This is a genomic window from Planctobacterium sp. AWM4_229, assembly GCF_056160305.1.
The window spans coordinates 164,320-182,062 of the sequence record NZ_JBSWWX010000006.1 but is presented as its reverse complement, the minus strand read 5'-3'; the positions used below and the strand labels follow the sequence as shown (position 1 = coordinate 182,062).

The following is a 17,743-nucleotide window of genomic DNA, read 5'->3' as shown; positions in this document are numbered from 1 at the left end:
CACCATGATCAGTCTCTTGGGAATTATTGTATTAATTGGTGCCGCATGGCTCATCTCCTACGACAGAAAGTCCATTAACTGGCGCACCGTTGGCGGCGCTTTTGCAATCCAGGCGAGTGTCGGTTTGCTGGTACTCTACTTCCCTCCGGGTAAACAATTTCTATTGTGGATTGCGGGGGGCGTATCCCGCGTACTGGAATACAGCCAGGCAGGTATCGACTTTCTGTTCGGTCCCATAGGCGATAAGTCGATAGGCTTTGTGTTTGCTTTCAATGTTTTACCCGTCATCGTTTTCTTCTCAGCCTTGATCAGTGTCCTCTATCACTTGGGTATCATGAGCATTATTATCAAAGCCATCGGTGGCTTTTTACAAAAAGTGCTACACACCAGCAAACCTGAATCCATGAACGCGGCGGCTAACATTTTTGTTGGTCAAACCGAAGCGCCTTTAGTTGTTAAACCCTTTATTCCTAACATGACCCGTTCTGAGCTATTCGCTTTGATGGTGGGTGGAATGGCCTCTATAGCTGGCTCCGTTATGGCGGGTTACGCTGGTATGGGTGTTGAAATCAAATATCTGGTAGCGGCTTCTTTTATGGCGGCACCCGGCGGTTTGTTAATGGCTAAATTGGTCCTGCCGGAATCTGGTGCGCCAAAGGATGAGCTGGAACAACTCAATCCTAAAATGGAAGAAAACACCAACATCTTCGATGCTGCAGCGCAAGGTGCCGCCTCGGGTTTGAAAATTGCCGCTAACGTTGGCGCCATGTTGCTTGCCTTTATTGCTTTGATTGCCCTGCTTAACGGCCTGATTGGTGGTGTTGGCGGTTGGTTTGGCATGCCGGACCTGAGCTTCCAGATGATTCTGGGTTATCTATTCCAACCCCTGGCTTGGGTATTGGGCGTGCCTTGGCACGAAGCACAAGCCGCGGGCAGCTTTATCGGTCAAAAACTGGTAGTTAACGAATTTGTTGCTTACCTTGATTTTATCGACCAACGGGAGAACTTGAGCGCATCTACACAAGCCATTGTTACTTTTGCTTTGTGTGGTTTTGCTAACTTCTCCTCTATCGCAATACTGATGGGAGGTATCGGCGCCATGGCACCAAATCGACGCAAAGACTTGGCCTCTTTAGGGTTTAGAGCCGTTATTGCCGCTAGTTTTGCTAACCTGATGAGCGCAGCTCTGGCTGGCTTTTTCATTTCAATCTCATAATTTAATTCGGAGACAACTATGCAATTAGTAGCAGTTGACTATCAGGCAGAAAATGCTGCCGAGTTGTTCACCCGTTCACTACGTGAAACCGGTTTTGGTGTACTAAAGAACCACCCTATTCAGCAATCCGTTGTAGAGTCTATCTATAAAAATTGGCAAACCTTTTTTGACGGCGAACAAAAGCACGACTTTGTTTATAATAAAGATACGCAAGATGGCTTTTTTCCAGCCAGTGTTTCTGAAGTAGCGAAAGGCTTCAAAGCCAAAGATATCAAAGAATACTATCACTTTTACCCTTGGGGTATATGCCCCGATCACTTAAAAGATGAACTGGCCAACTACTACAAAATGGCCAATGACCTCGCCAAAGAATTATTAGGCTGGGTAGAGCAATACTCACCAGAAGAAGTCGCCGCTAAATATCGCCAACCTCTGTCCAGCATGATTGAAGGCAGTGAGCAAACCCTGTTACGGGTTTTACACTATCCGCCTTTACAGGGTGACGAAGAGCCGGATGCTATCCGTGCGGCCGCCCACGAAGATATCAATCTGTTGACCATTTTACCCTCTGCCAACGAGCCTGGCCTACAGGTTAAAAAGCAAGATGGCAGCTGGATGGACGTCCCTTGTGATTTCGGTAACTTGATCGTCAACATTGGTGATATGTTGCAAGAAGCCTCAGGCCACTATTACCCTTCTACAACTCACCGTGTTGTGAACCCGGAAGGTCAGGATCAAAGCCGCTCAAGGATTTCTTTACCACTGTTTTTACACCCTAAACCGGAAGTGGTGTTATCAGAACGATACACGGCGGATAGTTACCTCAAAGAGCGGTTGCGTGAATTGGGCGTAATCTAGCACTATGTGACAGTATTATTACTTCAGTAATTTTACGCATTAACTGGAAATTTTGAATTGGCGAATAGGCTCTTGTTTATTCGCCATTTTTGTTTCTGTCTGATATGTTTTCGGCATCGTTTTCAGGGATCCCAACATGAAGATATTACTCGCTAAAAGACTAGTCGCACTATGTGCTTTATTAGTATCAACCTCCGCATTGGCGGACAAACCCAAATTAGTAGTACAGATCACGGTTGATCAGCTACGCGGAGACTTATTGTTCCGTTACCAGAACAATTTCCTCAACAGTGACAAAAACATGGGTTTCAATCGCTTCTTACGGGAAGGCACAATTTTCACAAATGCCCACTATCGCCATGCGGCGACACTCACCGCTGTAGGCCATGCTACCCTCGCGACCGGCGCACCCCCTTCGCAACACGGCTTAATTGGCAACAACTGGTACGATGTAGCAGGTGAGGCTGAGATGTATTGTGTTGCAGATAGCGAAACCACAATACTTCAGGGTAGTGGCAAGAGCGCTTCGCCTAAAAATCTGATGGCCTCAACCTTTTCTGATGAATTGCATTTCGCCAGCAACGGCAAGGCAAAAATCTACTCGGTGTCAGTCAAAGATCGCGGCGCAGTGCTAACCGGTGGGCAGTTTGGTAAATCCTTCTGGATGGACAAAAACAGCGGAAATTTTGTCACCAGCTCCTGGTACTATGATGCCATGCCCGATTGGGCAAGGGCGTTTAATGAAGGAGGCCTGAAAGACAGCTGGGTGGGTGCCCAATGGACCCTCAGTAAACCCGAGTCAGTTTATATAAACTCCACAGAAAACAGGATATACCAAATCCCACCACGTGGATTTTCGCGCGGTTTTCCTCATGGCTTACCTGAAGAAGCGGACAAAAGTTATTACAAAGCCCTTAACATGACGCCTTTTGCTGATGAGTTGACGGCTGAATTTGCCAAGCACATCGCGCAACAAAACGCCTTAGGCAAAGATGATGTCACCGACTTTCTTGCTATCAGCTTTTCACTGAATGACTACATTGGTCACAACTATGGCCCCTTTAGCCGCGAAGCTGAGGACGGACTCTACCAGCTGGATGCCGTTCTGGCTGACTTATTTAGTTTTCTCGATGAGCAGGTAGGCTTAGAGCACGTGCTGCTGGCCCTGTCTGCAGACCATGGCGTAGATGCTATTCCAGAGTATAAGAAGTCTCTGGGGTTTGCAGGTTTACGCGGTGATGTATCAGGTAAATTAAAACAGTTCGTTAAAAATTATTCCGCAGAAAAAGATATCGATGGAGAGTTGCTGTCCTTTATCCGACTGCCCAATATTTATCTGAACCATGCCACCATCAAAGCCGCCGATTTAGATTTAGAGGATGTGCTTGAAGACTTTGCTAAAGAATTGGCTGGCTATGAAGAGATTGCTGCGGTTTATAGCAGTGAGGAGCTCGCCGCAGGCAGCACAAAAGCCGACCCGGTGTCACAGAGGATCAGTAATAACTTTGTTGCTGAACGTTCCGGGGATTTAATTGTGGTACAAAAAACCTCGACTATGTTAGGCAACTATTCCGCAGCAACACATGGCTCACCCTATAAATACGATACCCATGTTCCCGTGTATTTTACCGGCTGGAAGGTTAAACCTCAGCGTGTTACTCGCCTGGTTTCACCAGAAGATATCGCTGTAACCCTGTCAGCAACATTGAGCATTACTTATCCCGACAAATCAACGGGTTCTGTACTGGCTGAAATCGCTGAATTACATTAGACACAAAAATACGATACTACGGGGAGTCAACTTGCCGTTGACTCCCCTTTTTCATATTTTCCATAACAAAATGTTCAGCCTCAGTTTTTATAACCGAGCAATAGCCAACATACCTAAGTTACTTGCCCTTCACAGCCGCAGCCTTCTATACTTTCACGAGCCATTAATCATTCAGGAATGAGTTTGTTTAGACGCCTTGCTCTCACTTTTGTTTTTATCTCTTTTGCTGGGCTGACAGAAACTGCCCCACCGAAATCCACTTGCCCTTCGGTCTGGTTTGATATCCAGTTGCCTGAAGGCAGTAAAACCTGTCGAATTTTTGGCGTCAAAAAACCAGCAACGCTGAGTTTTTTTGTGGTCGATTCACCGGAATCAGTGGCAAAATCGCTGGCACAGCAACTTGAAAATGCCCAAACCGCTGTGCAAGGACGTTACCTGACAGTGCGTAGTGAGGATCAGAAATATCGTGCCTACGTCTTTAAGGACGGGGCTGGCACGCAAGTCAATCTCATGCTTAACTGAGCCATCCCCTGCTCTCAACGTATTTTTTTAATCTCAAATCTAGTTCTGGCATTGACCTTGCTTTCTGTTACACGAGAAAAGCGTATTTCAGTTAGCAGGAGAATTTATGGAACTCGCAATCGTTTTGTTTATGTTACTTATCGTGGTTACGGTGGGAGCGATCAAATTAAATGACGGTGGCCTTGCCTTTCCATTCAATCGCAAAACCAACTTATTTACCCCAGTAGAGCGCCAATTTCTGGATCTATTGGAAGCCTCTGTTGGCGATAAATACCGCATTATTTGTCGCGTGCGTCTGACGGATATCCTGGCTGTGCGTCCTAAAACTGAGAAAAAGACATTGCGCACCGCCATGCAACGGGCTGCAGGTCATCACCTGGACTTTGTATTGTGTGACAAAGAAGACCTGTCCCCGGTTATTGCGGTGGATCTGGTGCATCAAAAGAATAAAAAAGACGGTTACAAAACCCAGCGTGATTGGTTTTTAAGTGGCGCATTGGATGCCGCCCGTATCCCCCATTTACGCATCAAAGTCAAAGGCGGCTATAAACCAGCCGATATTCGCGCCTGTATCAACGCCAAACTGGCCCCGATCAAATACAAAGAGCCGAAAAAACCTCTGGTGGCTGGTACTAACAACCCAGACAGAAAAGCTACCTTTACGCGCCCGATTGCAGCGTAACAACAGTTTTACTACCGACCTCAGGTCATTCCCTTTATTTGCCAGACTTTGTCTGGCATTTTTTTAATCCTTGGTTGGCTTAACAGGCGGCTGTCGTTACACTAGCAACGAAGTAAGATATAGGATTTGAGACAAGTATGAAAATTGGTATTTTAGGGGCGATGGATCAGGAAATCGCACTGTTGAAACAACGGATGCAGTTAAAAGAAACCTTCCATTTTGCGCACCTCGAATATTATGTCGGCACCATCAACGAAGTAGAAGTGGTGTTGGTAAAATGTGGCATCGGTAAAGTAGCCGCCTCGGTTTCCACCACTGTGATGATCGACAAATTTGCTCCCGACTTTGTGGTCAATACCGGCTCAGCAGGCGGTTTCGACACAACTCTTAATATTGGTGATGTGGTGATTGCCACCGGCGTACAACATCACGATGTGGACGTAACTCACTTTGGCTACAAACGCGGCCAGGTGTTTGGCATGCCCGATATCTATCCTTGTGATGTTAGAATGGTAGATGCCGCGGTTAATGCCGCCAACAATATTACTCACACCACCATCAAAAAGGGCCTGGTATGTACTGGTGACTCTTTTATCGGCTGTGACGATGCGGTTAGCCGCCTACGAGGTCTATTCCCGGATATGTCGGCAGTAGAAATGGAAGGCGCGGCCATCGGTCAAACCTGCTTTATGCTGGATACCCCATTTTTGGTGATCCGCTCATTGTCGGATATCGCCGGAAAAGAGTCTTCAGTGTCATTCTCTGAATACATTGAGCAAGCTGGCAAAAACTCCGCCGAACTGGTGATGGCGATGATCATGGAACTGGCGAGATATCAGGATTAAGTGCCTTAATGGACATCTTTGCTGACCTTAATCCCGCGCTCTTAAGCGCGGGGATCTTAGTTATGGCCTTGCTGGCAGAGGCTAACTTGCGTTGGACTGATAAAAGCCATCCACTCACCATCTTAAAGATTTTTGCCAGAGCCTTGGGGAACAAGGCCGCAGATCCGACTCGCTCAGTTGGCCAACAACGCATTGCGGGAATCATGGCCATCTTTGTATTGCTAACACCGCTCGCCATCTTGATTTTCACCATCAAATGGTTCGCCGAATACGATTGGTTTTTCGAAGCCTTCTTTTTGTTTGTGGCACTCAAGTTTCAGTCAGTCAATATCAAATCACGGCAGATCATTCAGCAGTTAAAAGCGGACAAAAGGGCACTCGCACGCAATACCCTGTCAAGCCTGGTGCTGCGGGAAACCTCAAACCTTTCCAAAGCAGGTATCGTCAAAGCCAGTATGGAAACCCGGATTTTGCGCTTTCATTATCAATATTTATCGGTAATTTTTTGGTATCTCATCGGTGGAGGTATTGCTGCCCTGCTCTATCGCTGCTTGTATGAAATGAGTCAGGAGTGGAACCTTAAAATCAAACAATTCGCCGCTTTCGGTCGCCCTGCGGCCTGGCTGATGTTTATTTTGCAGTGGCTACCGATACGTCTCTCCACACTCTTTTTTACCATTACACTAGGGCTTTCGGGTTCCTGGAAAGCGGTTAAAAGCCTCGGCGGCCAGGTATCCAGCCACAGTTTGATTCTGGCAGTATTTGCCGGCGCGCTCAAATGTGAATTGGGAGGCCCGGCATTTTATGGTATCAAGAAAATCAGGCTGCCAAAATGCGGTACAGACACCCTGCCGGGTATCGAAGACGCCCGGAAATTAGGCATATTAATGATCCAACATGGCATATTGTTGTGTATGTTAGTATTTCTGGCATACACCAGCGCCTGGTTTATTTTTAACAGTGCCGCTAAAAGCGTCACTGGATGAGCAGATAAAACAATAACAAAGACCTTAAATAATCAATCCATTGAGCAATTCTATGAATCAAAATAACGCAATTATCGAATCGGGAGACTTCAAAGTTGCCGATATGTCTCTGGCCGACTGGGGACGTAAAGAACTGACCATCGCAGAAAGTGAAATGCCGGCACTGATGCGCATTCGCGAAAAATATCAGGCGCAACAGCCACTGGCAGGTGCCAGAATTCTGGGTTGTATTCACATGACCATTCAAACCGGGGTATTAATTGAAACCCTGGTGGCCTTGGGCGCAGAAGTGCGTTGGTCCTCTTGCAATATCTTCTCAACGCAAGATCACGCCGCAGCGGCAATTGTGGCAGCTGGTGTCCCGGTATATGCCTGGAAAGGCGAAACTGAAGAAGAGTACGACTGGTGTCTGGAGCAAACCATCTTAAAAGATGGCCAACCATGGAGTGCCAACATGGTGCTTGACGACGGTGGCGACCTGACAGCCATGCTACACGACAAATATCCTCAAGTGCTGGAAAACGTACACGGTATCACCGAAGAAACTACCACTGGCGTACACAGATTATTAGAAATGCTGGAAGCCGGTACGCTTAAAGTGCCCGCCATTAACGTTAATGATTCTGTCACTAAATCCAAGAATGACAATAAATACGGTTGTCGTCACAGCTTAAATGATGCCATCAAGCGTGCAACTGATCACTTGCTGTCAGGTAAAAAAGCGCTTGTGATAGGCTATGGTGATGTGGGTAAAGGCTCTGCTTTATCGCTGCGCCAGGAAGGTATGATTGTCAAAGTGGCAGAAATCGATCCTATCTGTGCAATGCAGGCATGTATGGACGGTTTTGAAGTGGTTTCTACCTACAATGATGGTAAAAACACAGGCAATGCTGCGGATATCAATACTTCTTTATTGCAGAACACCGACCTGCTGGTGACCACCACGGGTAACGTGAATGTCTGTGATGCCAATACCCTAAGCGCCATTAAATCAGGTGCCGTAGTGTGTAACATTGGTCACTTTGACAATGAAATCGATACCGCCTACATGCGTCAGAACTGGCGCTGGGAAGAGATCAAACCGCAAGTGCACAAGGTGTATCGCAGTGATGACACCAGTGATCACCTGTTACTGTTATCAGAGGGTCGTTTGGTGAACCTCGGCAACGCTACAGGTCATCCATCACGCATCATGGATGGCTCTTTTGCTAACCAGGTACTGGCTCAGATCCATCTGTTCAAGCAGGGTTTCGCTAATATGGATAGCGACGCACAAAAAGCCGCCATGTCAGTTGAAGTATTACCTAAGCAGCTGGATGAAGAGGTTGCTCGATACATGGTAGAGGGCTTTGGCGGTGTTATTACCCAACTTACCGACACTCAGGCCAAGTACATCGGCGTAACAGTAGAAGGCCCCTTCAAGCCCGAAACCTACCGCTATTAATAGACATTAAACCTCGCTTAGAGTCGTTGCAGCCTCTGCAACGGCTCAGTCCCTTCGTCGTCTTCTTTTGAGCATCCTCCCTTTACACTGCTGAGCTTGCTACGTAAACTCTGTGGCTTAACTCATCATCGTGTCACTGCTTTGGAAATTACACTCACTACCCCAGCTATGCTGTTTCCGGCCATATCGTTATTGCTTTTGGCTTATACCAACCGATTTGTGGTACTTGCCGGATTGATCCGTAATTTCGATGAAAACAGCGATGATGAAAGTACCTTTCAACAAATAGACAATCTGCGCAAACGCATCCAATACATCAAAAAAATGCAGGAAGCGGGCGTTTTCAGTTTCTTCTTATGTGTGTTATCCATGCTGGCGATTTATTTTCAGTACACCACCACTGGAGGCTGGATATTCGCATTAAGCCTGCTGTGCTTACTGTATTCATTGTGGATGTCGGTGAAAGAAATACATATATCCGTTGAAGCGTTAGATGTCTTCTTAAAGAATTTTAAAAGCCGATGAATACCCAAATCCAATACAAACAATATGAGCCTCAAGACTTTGATGGTGTGATCAAGCTAGGCAATATCGTCCATGGCGATAACTACCTGGATACCGAAAAATGCCAGAAGTATTACGATACTAGTTTTAAAAACGGCATTAACGCCTCATTTGTGGCTTATCACAATGATGAGCTTGTGGGCTTTCGCTTAACTCAGGCGGCCAATAATTGGGACATTAACGAGTGGTGTTCTCCTGAATTGTGGCAGTTACAAGAAGATCAGGTGTGCTACTTCAAAAGTAACACAGTAAATGCTGAATACCGCGGCCATGGCATTGGCTCATCACTGCTTATGTTGTCGATTGAACAGGCCAAACTGCAAGGCGCTAAAGCAGGTCTGGCTCATATCTGGCTTGCCAGTCCCGGGAACAGTGCCTTTAAGTACTTTAAAAAATGTGGTGGTGAGCTAGTTAAAGAACATCCCAATCGCTGGGCTGGCTGGTATGAAAGCCATGGCTACATTTGCCCTGTTTGCGGTCCGGAATGTAACTGCACCGCTGCAGAAATGATGATCCGTTTCTAAGCGCCCAAAACATGTACGATCCGTTAATAGATAAAGCCACCGCCTCTGGTGACGCTTACCCTGATTCCTATTGGACAGAAAGCTTAAAGGCAGCTCCCAAGTTTCTGAGTTTGCAGCAAGATGAAAGCTACGATGTGGTGATCATTGGTGCAGGCTTTACCGGTATGGCCTGCGCTCGCTATCTAAGTACCAATTCTTCCCTCAATATTGCCCTTGTCGATGCCAACCAACCGGGTTGGGGTTGCAGCGGGCGTAATGCCGGTTTTATTTTACCCGGCAGTGGTCGCTTAGATTATACCAGTCTGTCTGCGAAATACGGGCAAGCACAGGCAGCCACTACGCTGGATGAATACTATCAGGCAATAGATACGCTGCACGAGCTTAAAGAATACGCTGGCGCCCAATGTGATGTCTCCTCTGGCGGTTACCTTAAGATAGGTCACTCGCAGCAAGCGTTTGAGCGATTGCGCAGCGCCAGTGAGCAATTACCTGACGCCTATAAAAGCCAATACACGGTGGTGTCAGCGGAAGAAATTCGCACTAGGTTTATTCCTGATTACCCCTCTTTTGGTGGGGTTTTCAGAACCGCTGGCCAGGCATTAAACCCGCTAAAGCTCAGTGTCGCGATTGCGCACAAGTTGGCACAAGATGGCGTGCCGATTTATGCCGATTCGGCAATTAAAGGTATTGTGGCAAACAACGATGGCTACCAGCTCAAGACACCACAGGGTGTTTTACAAGCCAAAAAAGTGGTTATGGCCAGTAATGCCTACAGTTTAAAGTCGTTGTTACCCGGTCTGACAGAGAAACAGTTTCCGGTACTTTCCAGTGTGCTGGTAACCTCGCCTTTGCCAGAAAGCATTGCCAAACAATGGCGCGCCCATTTAATGGCCATGGATACCCGCTCATTGAAATACTATTTTCGCTTGTTGGATGACAACCGAATTTTATTCGGTGGCCGCGGTGCCGTTACCGGGGCAGATGCCAATACTCAAGCCAGTCAGAAAAAACTCAAGGCGGCATTCGATCGATACTTTCCGGCCCTGACCACATTGTCTACTGAATGGTTCTGGAGTGGCTGGGTCAGTGTCTCCGCTGATGACATTCCCCATGTATTGGAAAGTGAGCAACATCCTGGAATTTATTACGCCACGGGCTACTGCGGCTCTGGGTTGTCTTTTTCTTGTCAGGCGGGCAAGCGACTGGCAGATATGATAACCAAACCAGAAAGCCTGTTGAACAGCCCGGTGTATCAAAAACAGATCCCCGCATTTCCTTTCAGCAGTATGCGCCGAACGGGATTAACACTGTATTACGCCTGGCATCGACTGCTGGAACAGGTCACCATGCAAGGTGGACAGAAGTAGATAGTGCCGTTATCCGCAGCTGAGCAGCTGCGGATAAGGTGGTCTTAGACGTCTTTAGCCTAGAGTCACGCGAGCGAACTTGCGTTTACCCACTTGATACACAGCCGTGCCAGCTTCAGCCAGGTTCAGCTTATTGTCAGAGACTTTGTCACCGTCGATTTTAACCGCACCTTGTTTAATCATACGCATCGCTTCTGATGTAGAGCCCACTAAAGCCGCATCTTTCAACAAGTTGGCAATGGCATAACCATCGTCTGGTAAGGCTAATTCCAACTCAGGGATATCATCCGGAATGGCGTTTTTCTGGAAGCGAGTAATAAAGTCCTGATGAGCCGCTTCAGCTGCAGCATCATCATGGAAGCGCGCAATCAGCTCTTTGGCTAACTCTATCTTAATGTCACGGGGGTTTCTGCCGGTTTCAATACTGGCTTTAAGCTCTGCGATTTCCTCCAATGGACGGAAGCTGAGCAAATCAAAATAACGCCACATCAGATCATCAGACAGTGACATCACCTTGCCAAACATGTCGTTTGGCGCATCGGTAATACCAATGTAGTTATTCAGAGACTTAGACATCTTCTGAACACCATCAAGGCCCTCAAGCAAAGGCATCATCAAGATACACTGTGGCGACTGCCCTTGTTCTTTTTGCAGCTCACGGCCCATCAACAGGTTGAAGCGTTGATCAGTACCACCCAACTCCACATCAGCTTCCAAAGCGACAGAATCCCAGCCTTGTACCAGTGGATATAAAAACTCATGGATAGCAATAGACTGGTTATTGGCGAAGCGTTTTTTGAAGTCATCACGCTCTAACATACGCGCTACCGTCTGACTGGCAGCCAGCTTGATCATGCCCGCCGCACCCAGCGCTTCCATCCATTCAGAGTTAAAGCGAATGGTGGTTTTTTCCGGGTCCAGGATTTTGAATACCTGTTCTTTGTAGGTCTCAGCATTGGCCAATACATCTTCTTTGCTAAGAGGCTTACGCGTGGCATTTTTGCCCGTAGGGTCACCAATCAAACCCGTAAAGTCACCAATCAAAAAGATGACTTCATGACCCAATTGTTGAAACGCCCGTAGCTTGTTAATTAAGACCGTATGACCTAGGTGCAAATCAGGTGCAGTTGGATCGAAGCCAGCCTTTATTTTTAGTGGCTTTCCGGTTTTTAATTTCTCAATTAACTCTTCTTCAACGAGGATTTCATCTGAACCTCGCTTTATTTCAGCAAAAGCGCTTTGCCAGTCCGACATCGACAGACTCCAATTTCGAATAATATTATTTTACAAATTTGCAGGATTTTACCGGGCGTACAGCCTGATTGAAAGGACAATCACTAAATCATTGTCAATTGTTCCCGCACAATCTTCAATAATGCCCCACAGCCCTTTGAAACAAAGGCGCTGATTGAGGATAATTGCTAGAAAAATGAGCATATACGAGTTATGCTGCTAGTTAGTGTGCTTTTGCGATAAATAAACTGCTGAATTAGAGGAACTAATTAACGTAAAACACGCCATAATAAGAATAAAAAACAAGATAAGTGATTCACGATTCAATATCGTGAAATTTGTGCGCAAAAAACCCGTTAAGGGTCAAAAAACAATAAGAATCATGAAACATATCCATGTTGCCCGGCAGCACTTCGACAGGCTGCCTAAAAAACACAAATTGGTATTGTCTGTACTGGTGCTGTTCACGCTGTTCCTGATGCTAATTCCCGGGGAAGCCGATAGCAAAAATGTGCCACAAGCCGACCAATTGAAGCCAGGACAAAGAGTCAGCATTGCGCTGCCCGATAGCATAGCCAAAAGCGATGAGGCCTCTTCACTGATTGTCACTCAGCAAATGCTCAACAAACAACAGCCTGAGCAAGGCAATATCGAACCTCTCCCTGTTTCAGAACCTGAATTAGCGGATGCCGAACAACTCGCCGCTACACATAACGATAAAGCCCAGCCAGAAGAGACGGTGCTTGAAGAAAGCGTTATTGAAGAAACGGTTTTTAACGCTGCGCCACTTGACGAAACAAACCTTGATGAAAGTATTGTCACCCAAGCCAGTATCGTGGTCGATGCGGAACTGGCAAAACTGCCATCGGGTTTTGATGACATTCCACACGGAGAAGCATTAGAACTATCACCGGGTACCCGTTATGTATTGCCTATTGATGCAAGTATTTTAACGGACAGTGATATCAGTTTTGAAGACGAGCAAGAATGGCAAACCTATACCGTTAGACGCGGTGATAACCTGGCTAAGATATTTTCTCGCGCAGGACTGACCGCTAAAGAAGTGCATCACGTCAGCCGTGCAGGTAATGCCGCTAAGAAGCTACTAAAGATCATGCCTGGTGAGAACCTGGAGATACTAAAGTCTAAAGAGGGTGACTTCAGAGAACTGCAATACAGCTACTCCCCAACCCAAGCGGTGCGAGTTTTTAAGCAAAGCGATAACTACAAGTCCGAAGTGCAACAAAAAGAGCTTTATACTCGCTTAAATTATGCCAGCGGTGAAATCAGCTCTAACTTTTGGAATGCCGGCGTCGAAGCAGGTCTGTCTGATAACCTCATCATGAGTCTTGCCACCGTATTTGGCTGGGACATCGACTTCGCATTAGACATTCGCAAAGGCGACAACTTCAACGTTATCTTTGAAGAAAATTACATTGAAGGTGAATTCGTCGGTTATGGCGATATAGTGGCTGCAGAGTTTTCCAACCAAGGAGAAGAGTTTGCCGCTATTCGTTATAAAGATGGCAACTACTACACGCCAGAGGGACGCAGTATGCGCAAAAGCTTTTTGCGCGCGCCAGTTAACTTCAAATACATCAGCTCGAACTTTAATCCGCGCCGTTTCCATCCTGTGCAAAAGCGTTACAAAGCCCACAATGGTATAGATTACGCCGCCAAAACCGGCACACCTGTAGTAGCCGCAGGAGACGGCAAAGTCATCGAGTCTTCTTATAACAGATTCAACGGCCATTATGTGTTCCTGCAACACGGCGATACCTACACCACCAAATATATCCATTTTAGTAAACGCGCTGTAAAAAAAGGCCAATGGGTAAAACAAGGACAAGTGATAGGCTATGTGGGTGCCACAGGTCTGGCTGCAGGCCCACATTTGCATTACGAGTTTCTGGTAAATGGGGTGCACAAAAACCCAAGAACCGTGAAATTGCCTAAAGCTTTACCTATTAAGAAAAGTGAAAAATCCGAGTTTTTAGAGCTGGCTCGAGATTACCAGGCCAAGCTGGATAACAATCGCCGCATCATGCTGGCTATGAACTAGAGCAAGTAATTCTGCTCTGATAACCGTTATTCAAGTCACATTTTTTCAACTATCATGTGATACGCTTTCCCGGCGTGTCCCTCTTCTTATGTGGAGCAAACCATGACTTCAAAATATATTGGTCTGATTTCTGGTACCAGTATGGACGGTATTGACGCCGTTATCGTTGACTACGACGACAACCAGTGTAAAACCCTGGACTTCGATACTTACCCCTACCCAGATGAACTGCTGGTAGAATTAAAGTCACTGTGCAAACCGGGCACTAACGAAGTGAACCGCATGGCACAAGCCGACCGGAAAGTGGCAGAGTGCTTTGCCTTGGCTTGTCAGGATTTATTGAGCCGTAATAACCTCACGGCAAAAGACGTTAAATTAATTGGCAGTCATGGCCAGACCATTCGCCACCATCCTGATGGTGAGTATGGCTATAGCGTGCAAATCGGGGATGGTAATTCCATTGCAGCCAAGGCAGGGATTGATGTGGTTGCCGACTTCAGGCGCAAAGACATAGCTCTGGGCGGTCAGGGAGCGCCACTGGTACCCGCTTATCACCAAGCGGTATTCAGTTCACCTGATGAGGATCGCGTGGTGCTCAATATTGGCGGTATTGCCAATATCAGTTATCTACCCAAGGGCTGCGACCCAGAGAAAGTGTTGGGCTTTGATACGGGTCCCGGTAACCGTTTAATGGATGCCTGGTGTAAAACCCACACAGGTAAAGAATTTGATGAAGATGGTAATTGGGCAGCATCAGGTCAATGCCATTTGCCACTACTGCACAGCCTGAAAAACCAAGATTACTTTAAACTACCCGCCCCCAAAAGTACCGGCCGAGAGCTGTTCAATCTGGAATGGTTGCAGCAAAGTTTAATTGTACAACCAGAAGAAATTCCGGCTGAAGATGTTCAGGCCACCCTGTTAGAGCTTACCGCACTGACCATTGCCAATGACATCAAAGCTCTGGCAGCTGTGGATAGTGTTTATGTCTGTGGTGGCGGTGCGCGTAATTCTCATTTAATGACGCGTATTGCTCAGCACCTGCCTGAAATTAAACTCACCACCACTGAAGAGTTGGGCATTCACCCTGATGCGGTTGAAGCGCTGGCCTTCGCCTGGCTTGCCTGGGCGTACGAACACAATGTTCAAGGCAACGTACCTAAAGTGACCGGGGCAAGCCGCGGTGCAGTGTTAGGGTCACTGTTTAAGCACAGCTAGCATTTACTATGAATTTGTCGCGGAGTGGCGATACACTCCGCGGAACAAAACCAACACAACCTTCATGTCATTCACTCATCTATATCGGTGACTCACCCGGTTCATCCGGTTGTTCACTCAGTTAACAGGTCTGTCTTATTTTCTATTGCACGAATGTCAGTTATTGTATCAAGCATGTAGGGAAAGTTCGGGAGCGAACACATGGTAGTTAGCTTAAAACATAAGACAGAACAAGGTGTTAGCCCCTTTACTGTGCTCAAAGGCTTTTCAGAGTTCTTGCTTATCCCCGCATTCATTTTAGCTTTTTTTGCATTCTCGGAATATCAGCGAATCGCCCGACTCAATCAATTGGGTTACCCACTGGTGAATGATTTTTATTTGATGGATTATTCCCAAGTCAATCCCGGTCAACATCCGGAATACCGCTACGTAACGATCAAAATTAACTCAATTGAGCAAGACCAGATTGTTTATCAATACAGCAACTATGCCCACAGCGACAAGGTGCCTATTCAGAAACACGTGCAATTTGATGTTGCCCTGAATTACGGATACTTCAATGCTCAGGAACAACGCGTTAGCCGAGCTGAATTTGAGCAGTGGCGCGAAAAAGGCATTGTCTATGACGGTGCCAGGCCTGAATCATTATATATAGACGGTTGGCTGGTATTACGCCCCGCAGATGCGGTTCGCGGTCACGAACTCAATATCAGGCAGCATGCGTTGCATCAATAAGTAGTGAGCTCAGGAAAAGCAATGATGCAACTCTCCATTAAGCACAAAATATTTATCACGCTGTTTTTGTGTTTTCTACACTTATTACCGGCATTGAACGAATGGATACAACTGGGATTTCCTGCCGACGATGTGTTATTGATCAGTGCCCCAATCTGGTGGGCTTGTTTTTATGTTGGTCCGTTTTGGCTTTATTACGCTGCACAGAGGTTCAAGTTTATTCGGGAAGCGCACATTGTTTGGCGTGGCCATCTCTTTGTGATACTGATGTTTATCGGTATTAGTACGGTTAATGTATTGCACAAACTGCACTTCTCACACTTTAACATTGATATCTTCGAGCGTTTTTTTTCAGCCTTAATATGGGGCATATTTCTGTTTGTGCTTTGGGAGTCGTTGCAACTCTATCGCCGCTACACCCAGGAAAAGCTGCTGCGAGAGCAAATGCAGATGTTGCATCTAAATCATCAGCTCAACCCGCATTTTCTGTTCAACGGATTAAATACCATTTCGGCGTTAATGTTTCAAAACCCGGAAAAAGCCGACGAAGTACTGCATAAGTTTGCCGACATACTGCGCTACGCCATTGATAAAAAGGATATGCTTATTGATCTAAAAACCGAACTGGAAATATCGCGCTTTTATCTGGATGTGGAAAAAGCCCGTTTCGGTGATAATTTGCAGGTACTTTGGCAAGTAGATGAACAGCTATTAGCTCAAAAGGTACCACCTTTACTGTTACAACCGCTGCTGGAAAACTGTTTGAAACACGCAGGAGTCAGACCCTTGCAGGTTTCACTGAAGCTCTATCAACAAGAAAACGCATTATGCATTGAGATTCAGGACAATGGTAAAGGCTTCAAACAAACGATATTAGACAACCAGCAAGAGGGAGTTGGTATTGGTTTGATTCGCGAACGATTGTCACTATTACAGATGGGGTATTTGGAGTTATCCAACCACAATGGTGCTCTGGCGAAAATCTCAGTGGAGGCAGCATGTTAAATATCTTAATTATTGAAGATGAAGCCCCGGCCAGAGAAAAACTCAAATACCAATTGGCACAAATATCGGAACCAGGCTCAATTACAGAAGCTTGTAGTGGCCAACAAGCGTTGACAATATTAGCGGAAACCAGGCCAGACGTTATCTTCCTTGATATAGAACTGGGGGACATGACTGGCTTTGACGTACTAGACAGACTAGATATCGCCTCTCACGTTATCTTTACGACTGCCTACAATGAATTTGCTGTAGACGCTTTTGAGCGCAAGGCGCTGGATTACCTGCTTAAACCTTTTGATTTACGCCGCTTAAAACAAGCTTTGAGCAGGCTGCCCTGTGCACCTGAAGCCCAGCCTGAAAACCAGAAAACCTCAGACATCAGATTAGCCGCCCGTATAGGCGACAAGATAAATCTGCTTAAACCTGAGCAAATCATCTTCATGTACAGCCAAGAGGGTATTACACACGCGCAAACGGCGGAGCGCGACTATTTATTAGATGATTCTCTGGAGTCACTTTCCCAAAAAGGATTAACCGGCTTTTTACGCATTCACCGCAACGCACTGGTCAACGCCATCCACATCTATCAGTTAGAAAGATGGCAAAACGGCAACTATCTGCTGCGCTTCAATGATTCAGCTAAAACACTGACCAGTAGTCGTCAAGGAACCGCCAAACTCAAACAATACTTCAATTTGTAAACTTTCTATT

General features: G+C 46.4%; 17 protein-coding genes and 1 pseudogene. 17 read left to right on the top strand and 1 reads right to left on the bottom strand.

Going from position 1 to position 17,743, the window contains the following annotated elements; all coding sequences use genetic code 11:
* The first annotated feature begins 4 nt into the window (after positions 1 to 4).
* The 11 genes from ACXAGP_RS14725 to ACXAGP_RS14675 all read left to right on the top strand — a co-directional run bounded on the left by ACXAGP_RS14725 (position 5) and on the right by ACXAGP_RS14675 (position 10,779).
* Positions 5 to 1,216 (top strand): NupC/NupG family nucleoside CNT transporter, encoded by a 1,212-nt coding sequence (locus ACXAGP_RS14725; protein ID WP_475262321.1) that lies wholly within the window; start codon positions 5 to 7, stop codon positions 1,214 to 1,216.
* 18 nt (positions 1,217 to 1,234) lie between these two features.
* On the top strand, positions 1,235 to 2,074 hold the full coding sequence (locus tag ACXAGP_RS14720; protein ID WP_475262320.1) for a 2OG-Fe(II) oxygenase family protein: 840 nt from the start codon (positions 1,235 to 1,237) through the stop codon (positions 2,072 to 2,074).
* Between the two features lie 136 nt (positions 2,075 to 2,210).
* A complete protein-coding gene (locus tag ACXAGP_RS14715; RefSeq protein WP_475262319.1) occupies positions 2,211 to 3,845 on the top strand; it encodes an alkaline phosphatase family protein in 1,635 nt (544 codons plus the stop codon).
* A gap of 183 nt (positions 3,846 to 4,028) precedes the next feature.
* Positions 4,029 to 4,367: a hypothetical protein gene (locus ACXAGP_RS14710; RefSeq protein ID WP_475262318.1), complete on the top strand. Its 339-nt coding sequence runs from the start codon at positions 4,029 to 4,031 to the stop codon at positions 4,365 to 4,367.
* 106 nt (positions 4,368 to 4,473) lie between these two features.
* The gene (locus tag ACXAGP_RS14705; RefSeq protein ID WP_475262317.1) at positions 4,474 to 5,049 is read left to right on the top strand and encodes a DUF2726 domain-containing protein; all 576 of its coding nucleotides are present in this window, start codon (positions 4,474 to 4,476) and stop codon (positions 5,047 to 5,049) included.
* Between the two features lie 137 nt (positions 5,050 to 5,186).
* Positions 5,187 to 5,894: a 5'-methylthioadenosine/adenosylhomocysteine nucleosidase gene (locus ACXAGP_RS14700; protein ID WP_475262316.1), complete on the top strand. Its 708-nt coding sequence runs from the start codon at positions 5,187 to 5,189 to the stop codon at positions 5,892 to 5,894.
* Between the two features lie 8 nt (positions 5,895 to 5,902).
* A complete protein-coding gene (locus ACXAGP_RS14695; protein ID WP_475262315.1) occupies positions 5,903 to 6,880 on the top strand; it encodes a cobalamin biosynthesis protein CobD/CbiB in 978 nt (325 codons plus the stop codon).
* 52 nt (positions 6,881 to 6,932) lie between these two features.
* Positions 6,933 to 8,324, top strand: a complete 1,392-nt coding sequence (gene ahcY, locus ACXAGP_RS14690) for an adenosylhomocysteinase (protein ID WP_475262314.1) — start codon at positions 6,933 to 6,935, stop codon at positions 8,322 to 8,324.
* A gap of 141 nt (positions 8,325 to 8,465) precedes the next feature.
* On the top strand, positions 8,466 to 8,849 hold the full coding sequence (locus tag ACXAGP_RS14685) for a DUF2721 domain-containing protein (RefSeq protein WP_475262534.1): 384 nt from the start codon (positions 8,466 to 8,468) through the stop codon (positions 8,847 to 8,849).
* Complete coding sequence (locus ACXAGP_RS14680; protein ID WP_475262313.1) at positions 8,846 to 9,412, top strand: GNAT family N-acetyltransferase; 567 nt, start codon at positions 8,846 to 8,848, stop codon at positions 9,410 to 9,412. The genes ACXAGP_RS14685 and ACXAGP_RS14680 overlap by 4 nt, the downstream gene beginning before the upstream one ends.
* A gap of 11 nt (positions 9,413 to 9,423) precedes the next feature.
* Positions 9,424 to 10,779, top strand: a complete 1,356-nt coding sequence (locus ACXAGP_RS14675; RefSeq protein ID WP_475262312.1) for an NAD(P)/FAD-dependent oxidoreductase — start codon at positions 9,424 to 9,426, stop codon at positions 10,777 to 10,779.
* 54 nt (positions 10,780 to 10,833) lie between these two features.
* On the opposite strand, the gene tyrS is transcribed toward ACXAGP_RS14675, so the two are convergent.
* Positions 10,834 to 12,033 carry a tyrosine--tRNA ligase gene (tyrS, locus tag ACXAGP_RS14670; protein WP_475262311.1) on the bottom strand — a complete coding sequence of 400 codons (1,200 nt, stop codon included), beginning with the start codon at positions 12,031 to 12,033 and terminating at the stop codon, positions 10,834 to 10,836.
* A 361-nt stretch (positions 12,034 to 12,394) separates the two neighbouring features.
* Between tyrS and ACXAGP_RS14665 the strand changes: the two are divergent.
* The 6 genes and pseudogenes from ACXAGP_RS14665 to ACXAGP_RS14640 all read left to right on the top strand — a co-directional run.
* A pseudogene (locus tag ACXAGP_RS14665) lies at positions 12,395 to 12,490 on the top strand (OapA N-terminal domain-containing protein); the annotation flags it as partial.
* Positions 12,491 to 12,862: 372 nt separating this feature from the next.
* The gene (locus ACXAGP_RS14660) at positions 12,863 to 14,074 is read left to right on the top strand and encodes a peptidoglycan DD-metalloendopeptidase family protein (RefSeq protein ID WP_475262533.1); all 1,212 of its coding nucleotides are present in this window, start codon (positions 12,863 to 12,865) and stop codon (positions 14,072 to 14,074) included.
* Positions 14,075 to 14,176: 102 nt separating this feature from the next.
* On the top strand, positions 14,177 to 15,292 hold the full coding sequence (locus ACXAGP_RS14655) for an anhydro-N-acetylmuramic acid kinase (RefSeq protein WP_475262310.1): 1,116 nt from the start codon (positions 14,177 to 14,179) through the stop codon (positions 15,290 to 15,292).
* Positions 15,293 to 15,493: 201 nt separating this feature from the next.
* Positions 15,494 to 16,027, top strand: a complete 534-nt coding sequence (locus ACXAGP_RS14650) for a hypothetical protein (protein WP_475262309.1) — start codon at positions 15,494 to 15,496, stop codon at positions 16,025 to 16,027.
* A 21-nt stretch (positions 16,028 to 16,048) separates the two neighbouring features.
* Positions 16,049 to 17,032, top strand: a complete 984-nt coding sequence (locus ACXAGP_RS14645) for a sensor histidine kinase (RefSeq protein ID WP_475262308.1) — start codon at positions 16,049 to 16,051, stop codon at positions 17,030 to 17,032.
* The gene (locus tag ACXAGP_RS14640) at positions 17,026 to 17,733 is read left to right on the top strand and encodes a LytR/AlgR family response regulator transcription factor (RefSeq protein ID WP_475262307.1); all 708 of its coding nucleotides are present in this window, start codon (positions 17,026 to 17,028) and stop codon (positions 17,731 to 17,733) included. Before ACXAGP_RS14645 ends, ACXAGP_RS14640 begins: the two co-directional genes overlap by 7 nt.
* Positions 17,734 to 17,743: the final 10 nt, after the last annotated feature.

Coding starts and splice junctions, on each gene's coding strand:
- ACXAGP_RS14725 (WP_475262321.1), top strand. CDS start 5: ATGATCAGTCTCTTGGGAATTATTGTATTAATTGGTGCCGCATGGCTC.
- ACXAGP_RS14720 (WP_475262320.1), top strand. CDS start 1,235: ATGCAATTAGTAGCAGTTGACTATCAGGCAGAAAATGCTGCCGAGTTG.
- ACXAGP_RS14715 (WP_475262319.1), top strand. CDS start 2,211: ATGAAGATATTACTCGCTAAAAGACTAGTCGCACTATGTGCTTTATTA.
- ACXAGP_RS14705 (WP_475262317.1), top strand. CDS start 4,474: ATGGAACTCGCAATCGTTTTGTTTATGTTACTTATCGTGGTTACGGTG.
- ACXAGP_RS14700 (WP_475262316.1), top strand. CDS start 5,187: ATGAAAATTGGTATTTTAGGGGCGATGGATCAGGAAATCGCACTGTTG.
- ACXAGP_RS14695 (WP_475262315.1), top strand. CDS start 5,903: ATGGACATCTTTGCTGACCTTAATCCCGCGCTCTTAAGCGCGGGGATC.
- ahcY (WP_475262314.1), top strand. CDS start 6,933: ATGAATCAAAATAACGCAATTATCGAATCGGGAGACTTCAAAGTTGCC.
- ACXAGP_RS14680 (WP_475262313.1), top strand. CDS start 8,846: ATGAATACCCAAATCCAATACAAACAATATGAGCCTCAAGACTTTGAT.
- ACXAGP_RS14675 (WP_475262312.1), top strand. CDS start 9,424: ATGTACGATCCGTTAATAGATAAAGCCACCGCCTCTGGTGACGCTTAC.
- tyrS (WP_475262311.1), bottom strand. CDS start 12,033: ATGTCGGACTGGCAAAGCGCTTTTGCTGAAATAAAGCGAGGTTCAGAT.
- ACXAGP_RS14655 (WP_475262310.1), top strand. CDS start 14,177: ATGACTTCAAAATATATTGGTCTGATTTCTGGTACCAGTATGGACGGT.
- ACXAGP_RS14650 (WP_475262309.1), top strand. CDS start 15,494: ATGGTAGTTAGCTTAAAACATAAGACAGAACAAGGTGTTAGCCCCTTT.
- ACXAGP_RS14645 (WP_475262308.1), top strand. CDS start 16,049: ATGATGCAACTCTCCATTAAGCACAAAATATTTATCACGCTGTTTTTG.
- ACXAGP_RS14640 (WP_475262307.1), top strand. CDS start 17,026: ATGTTAAATATCTTAATTATTGAAGATGAAGCCCCGGCCAGAGAAAAA.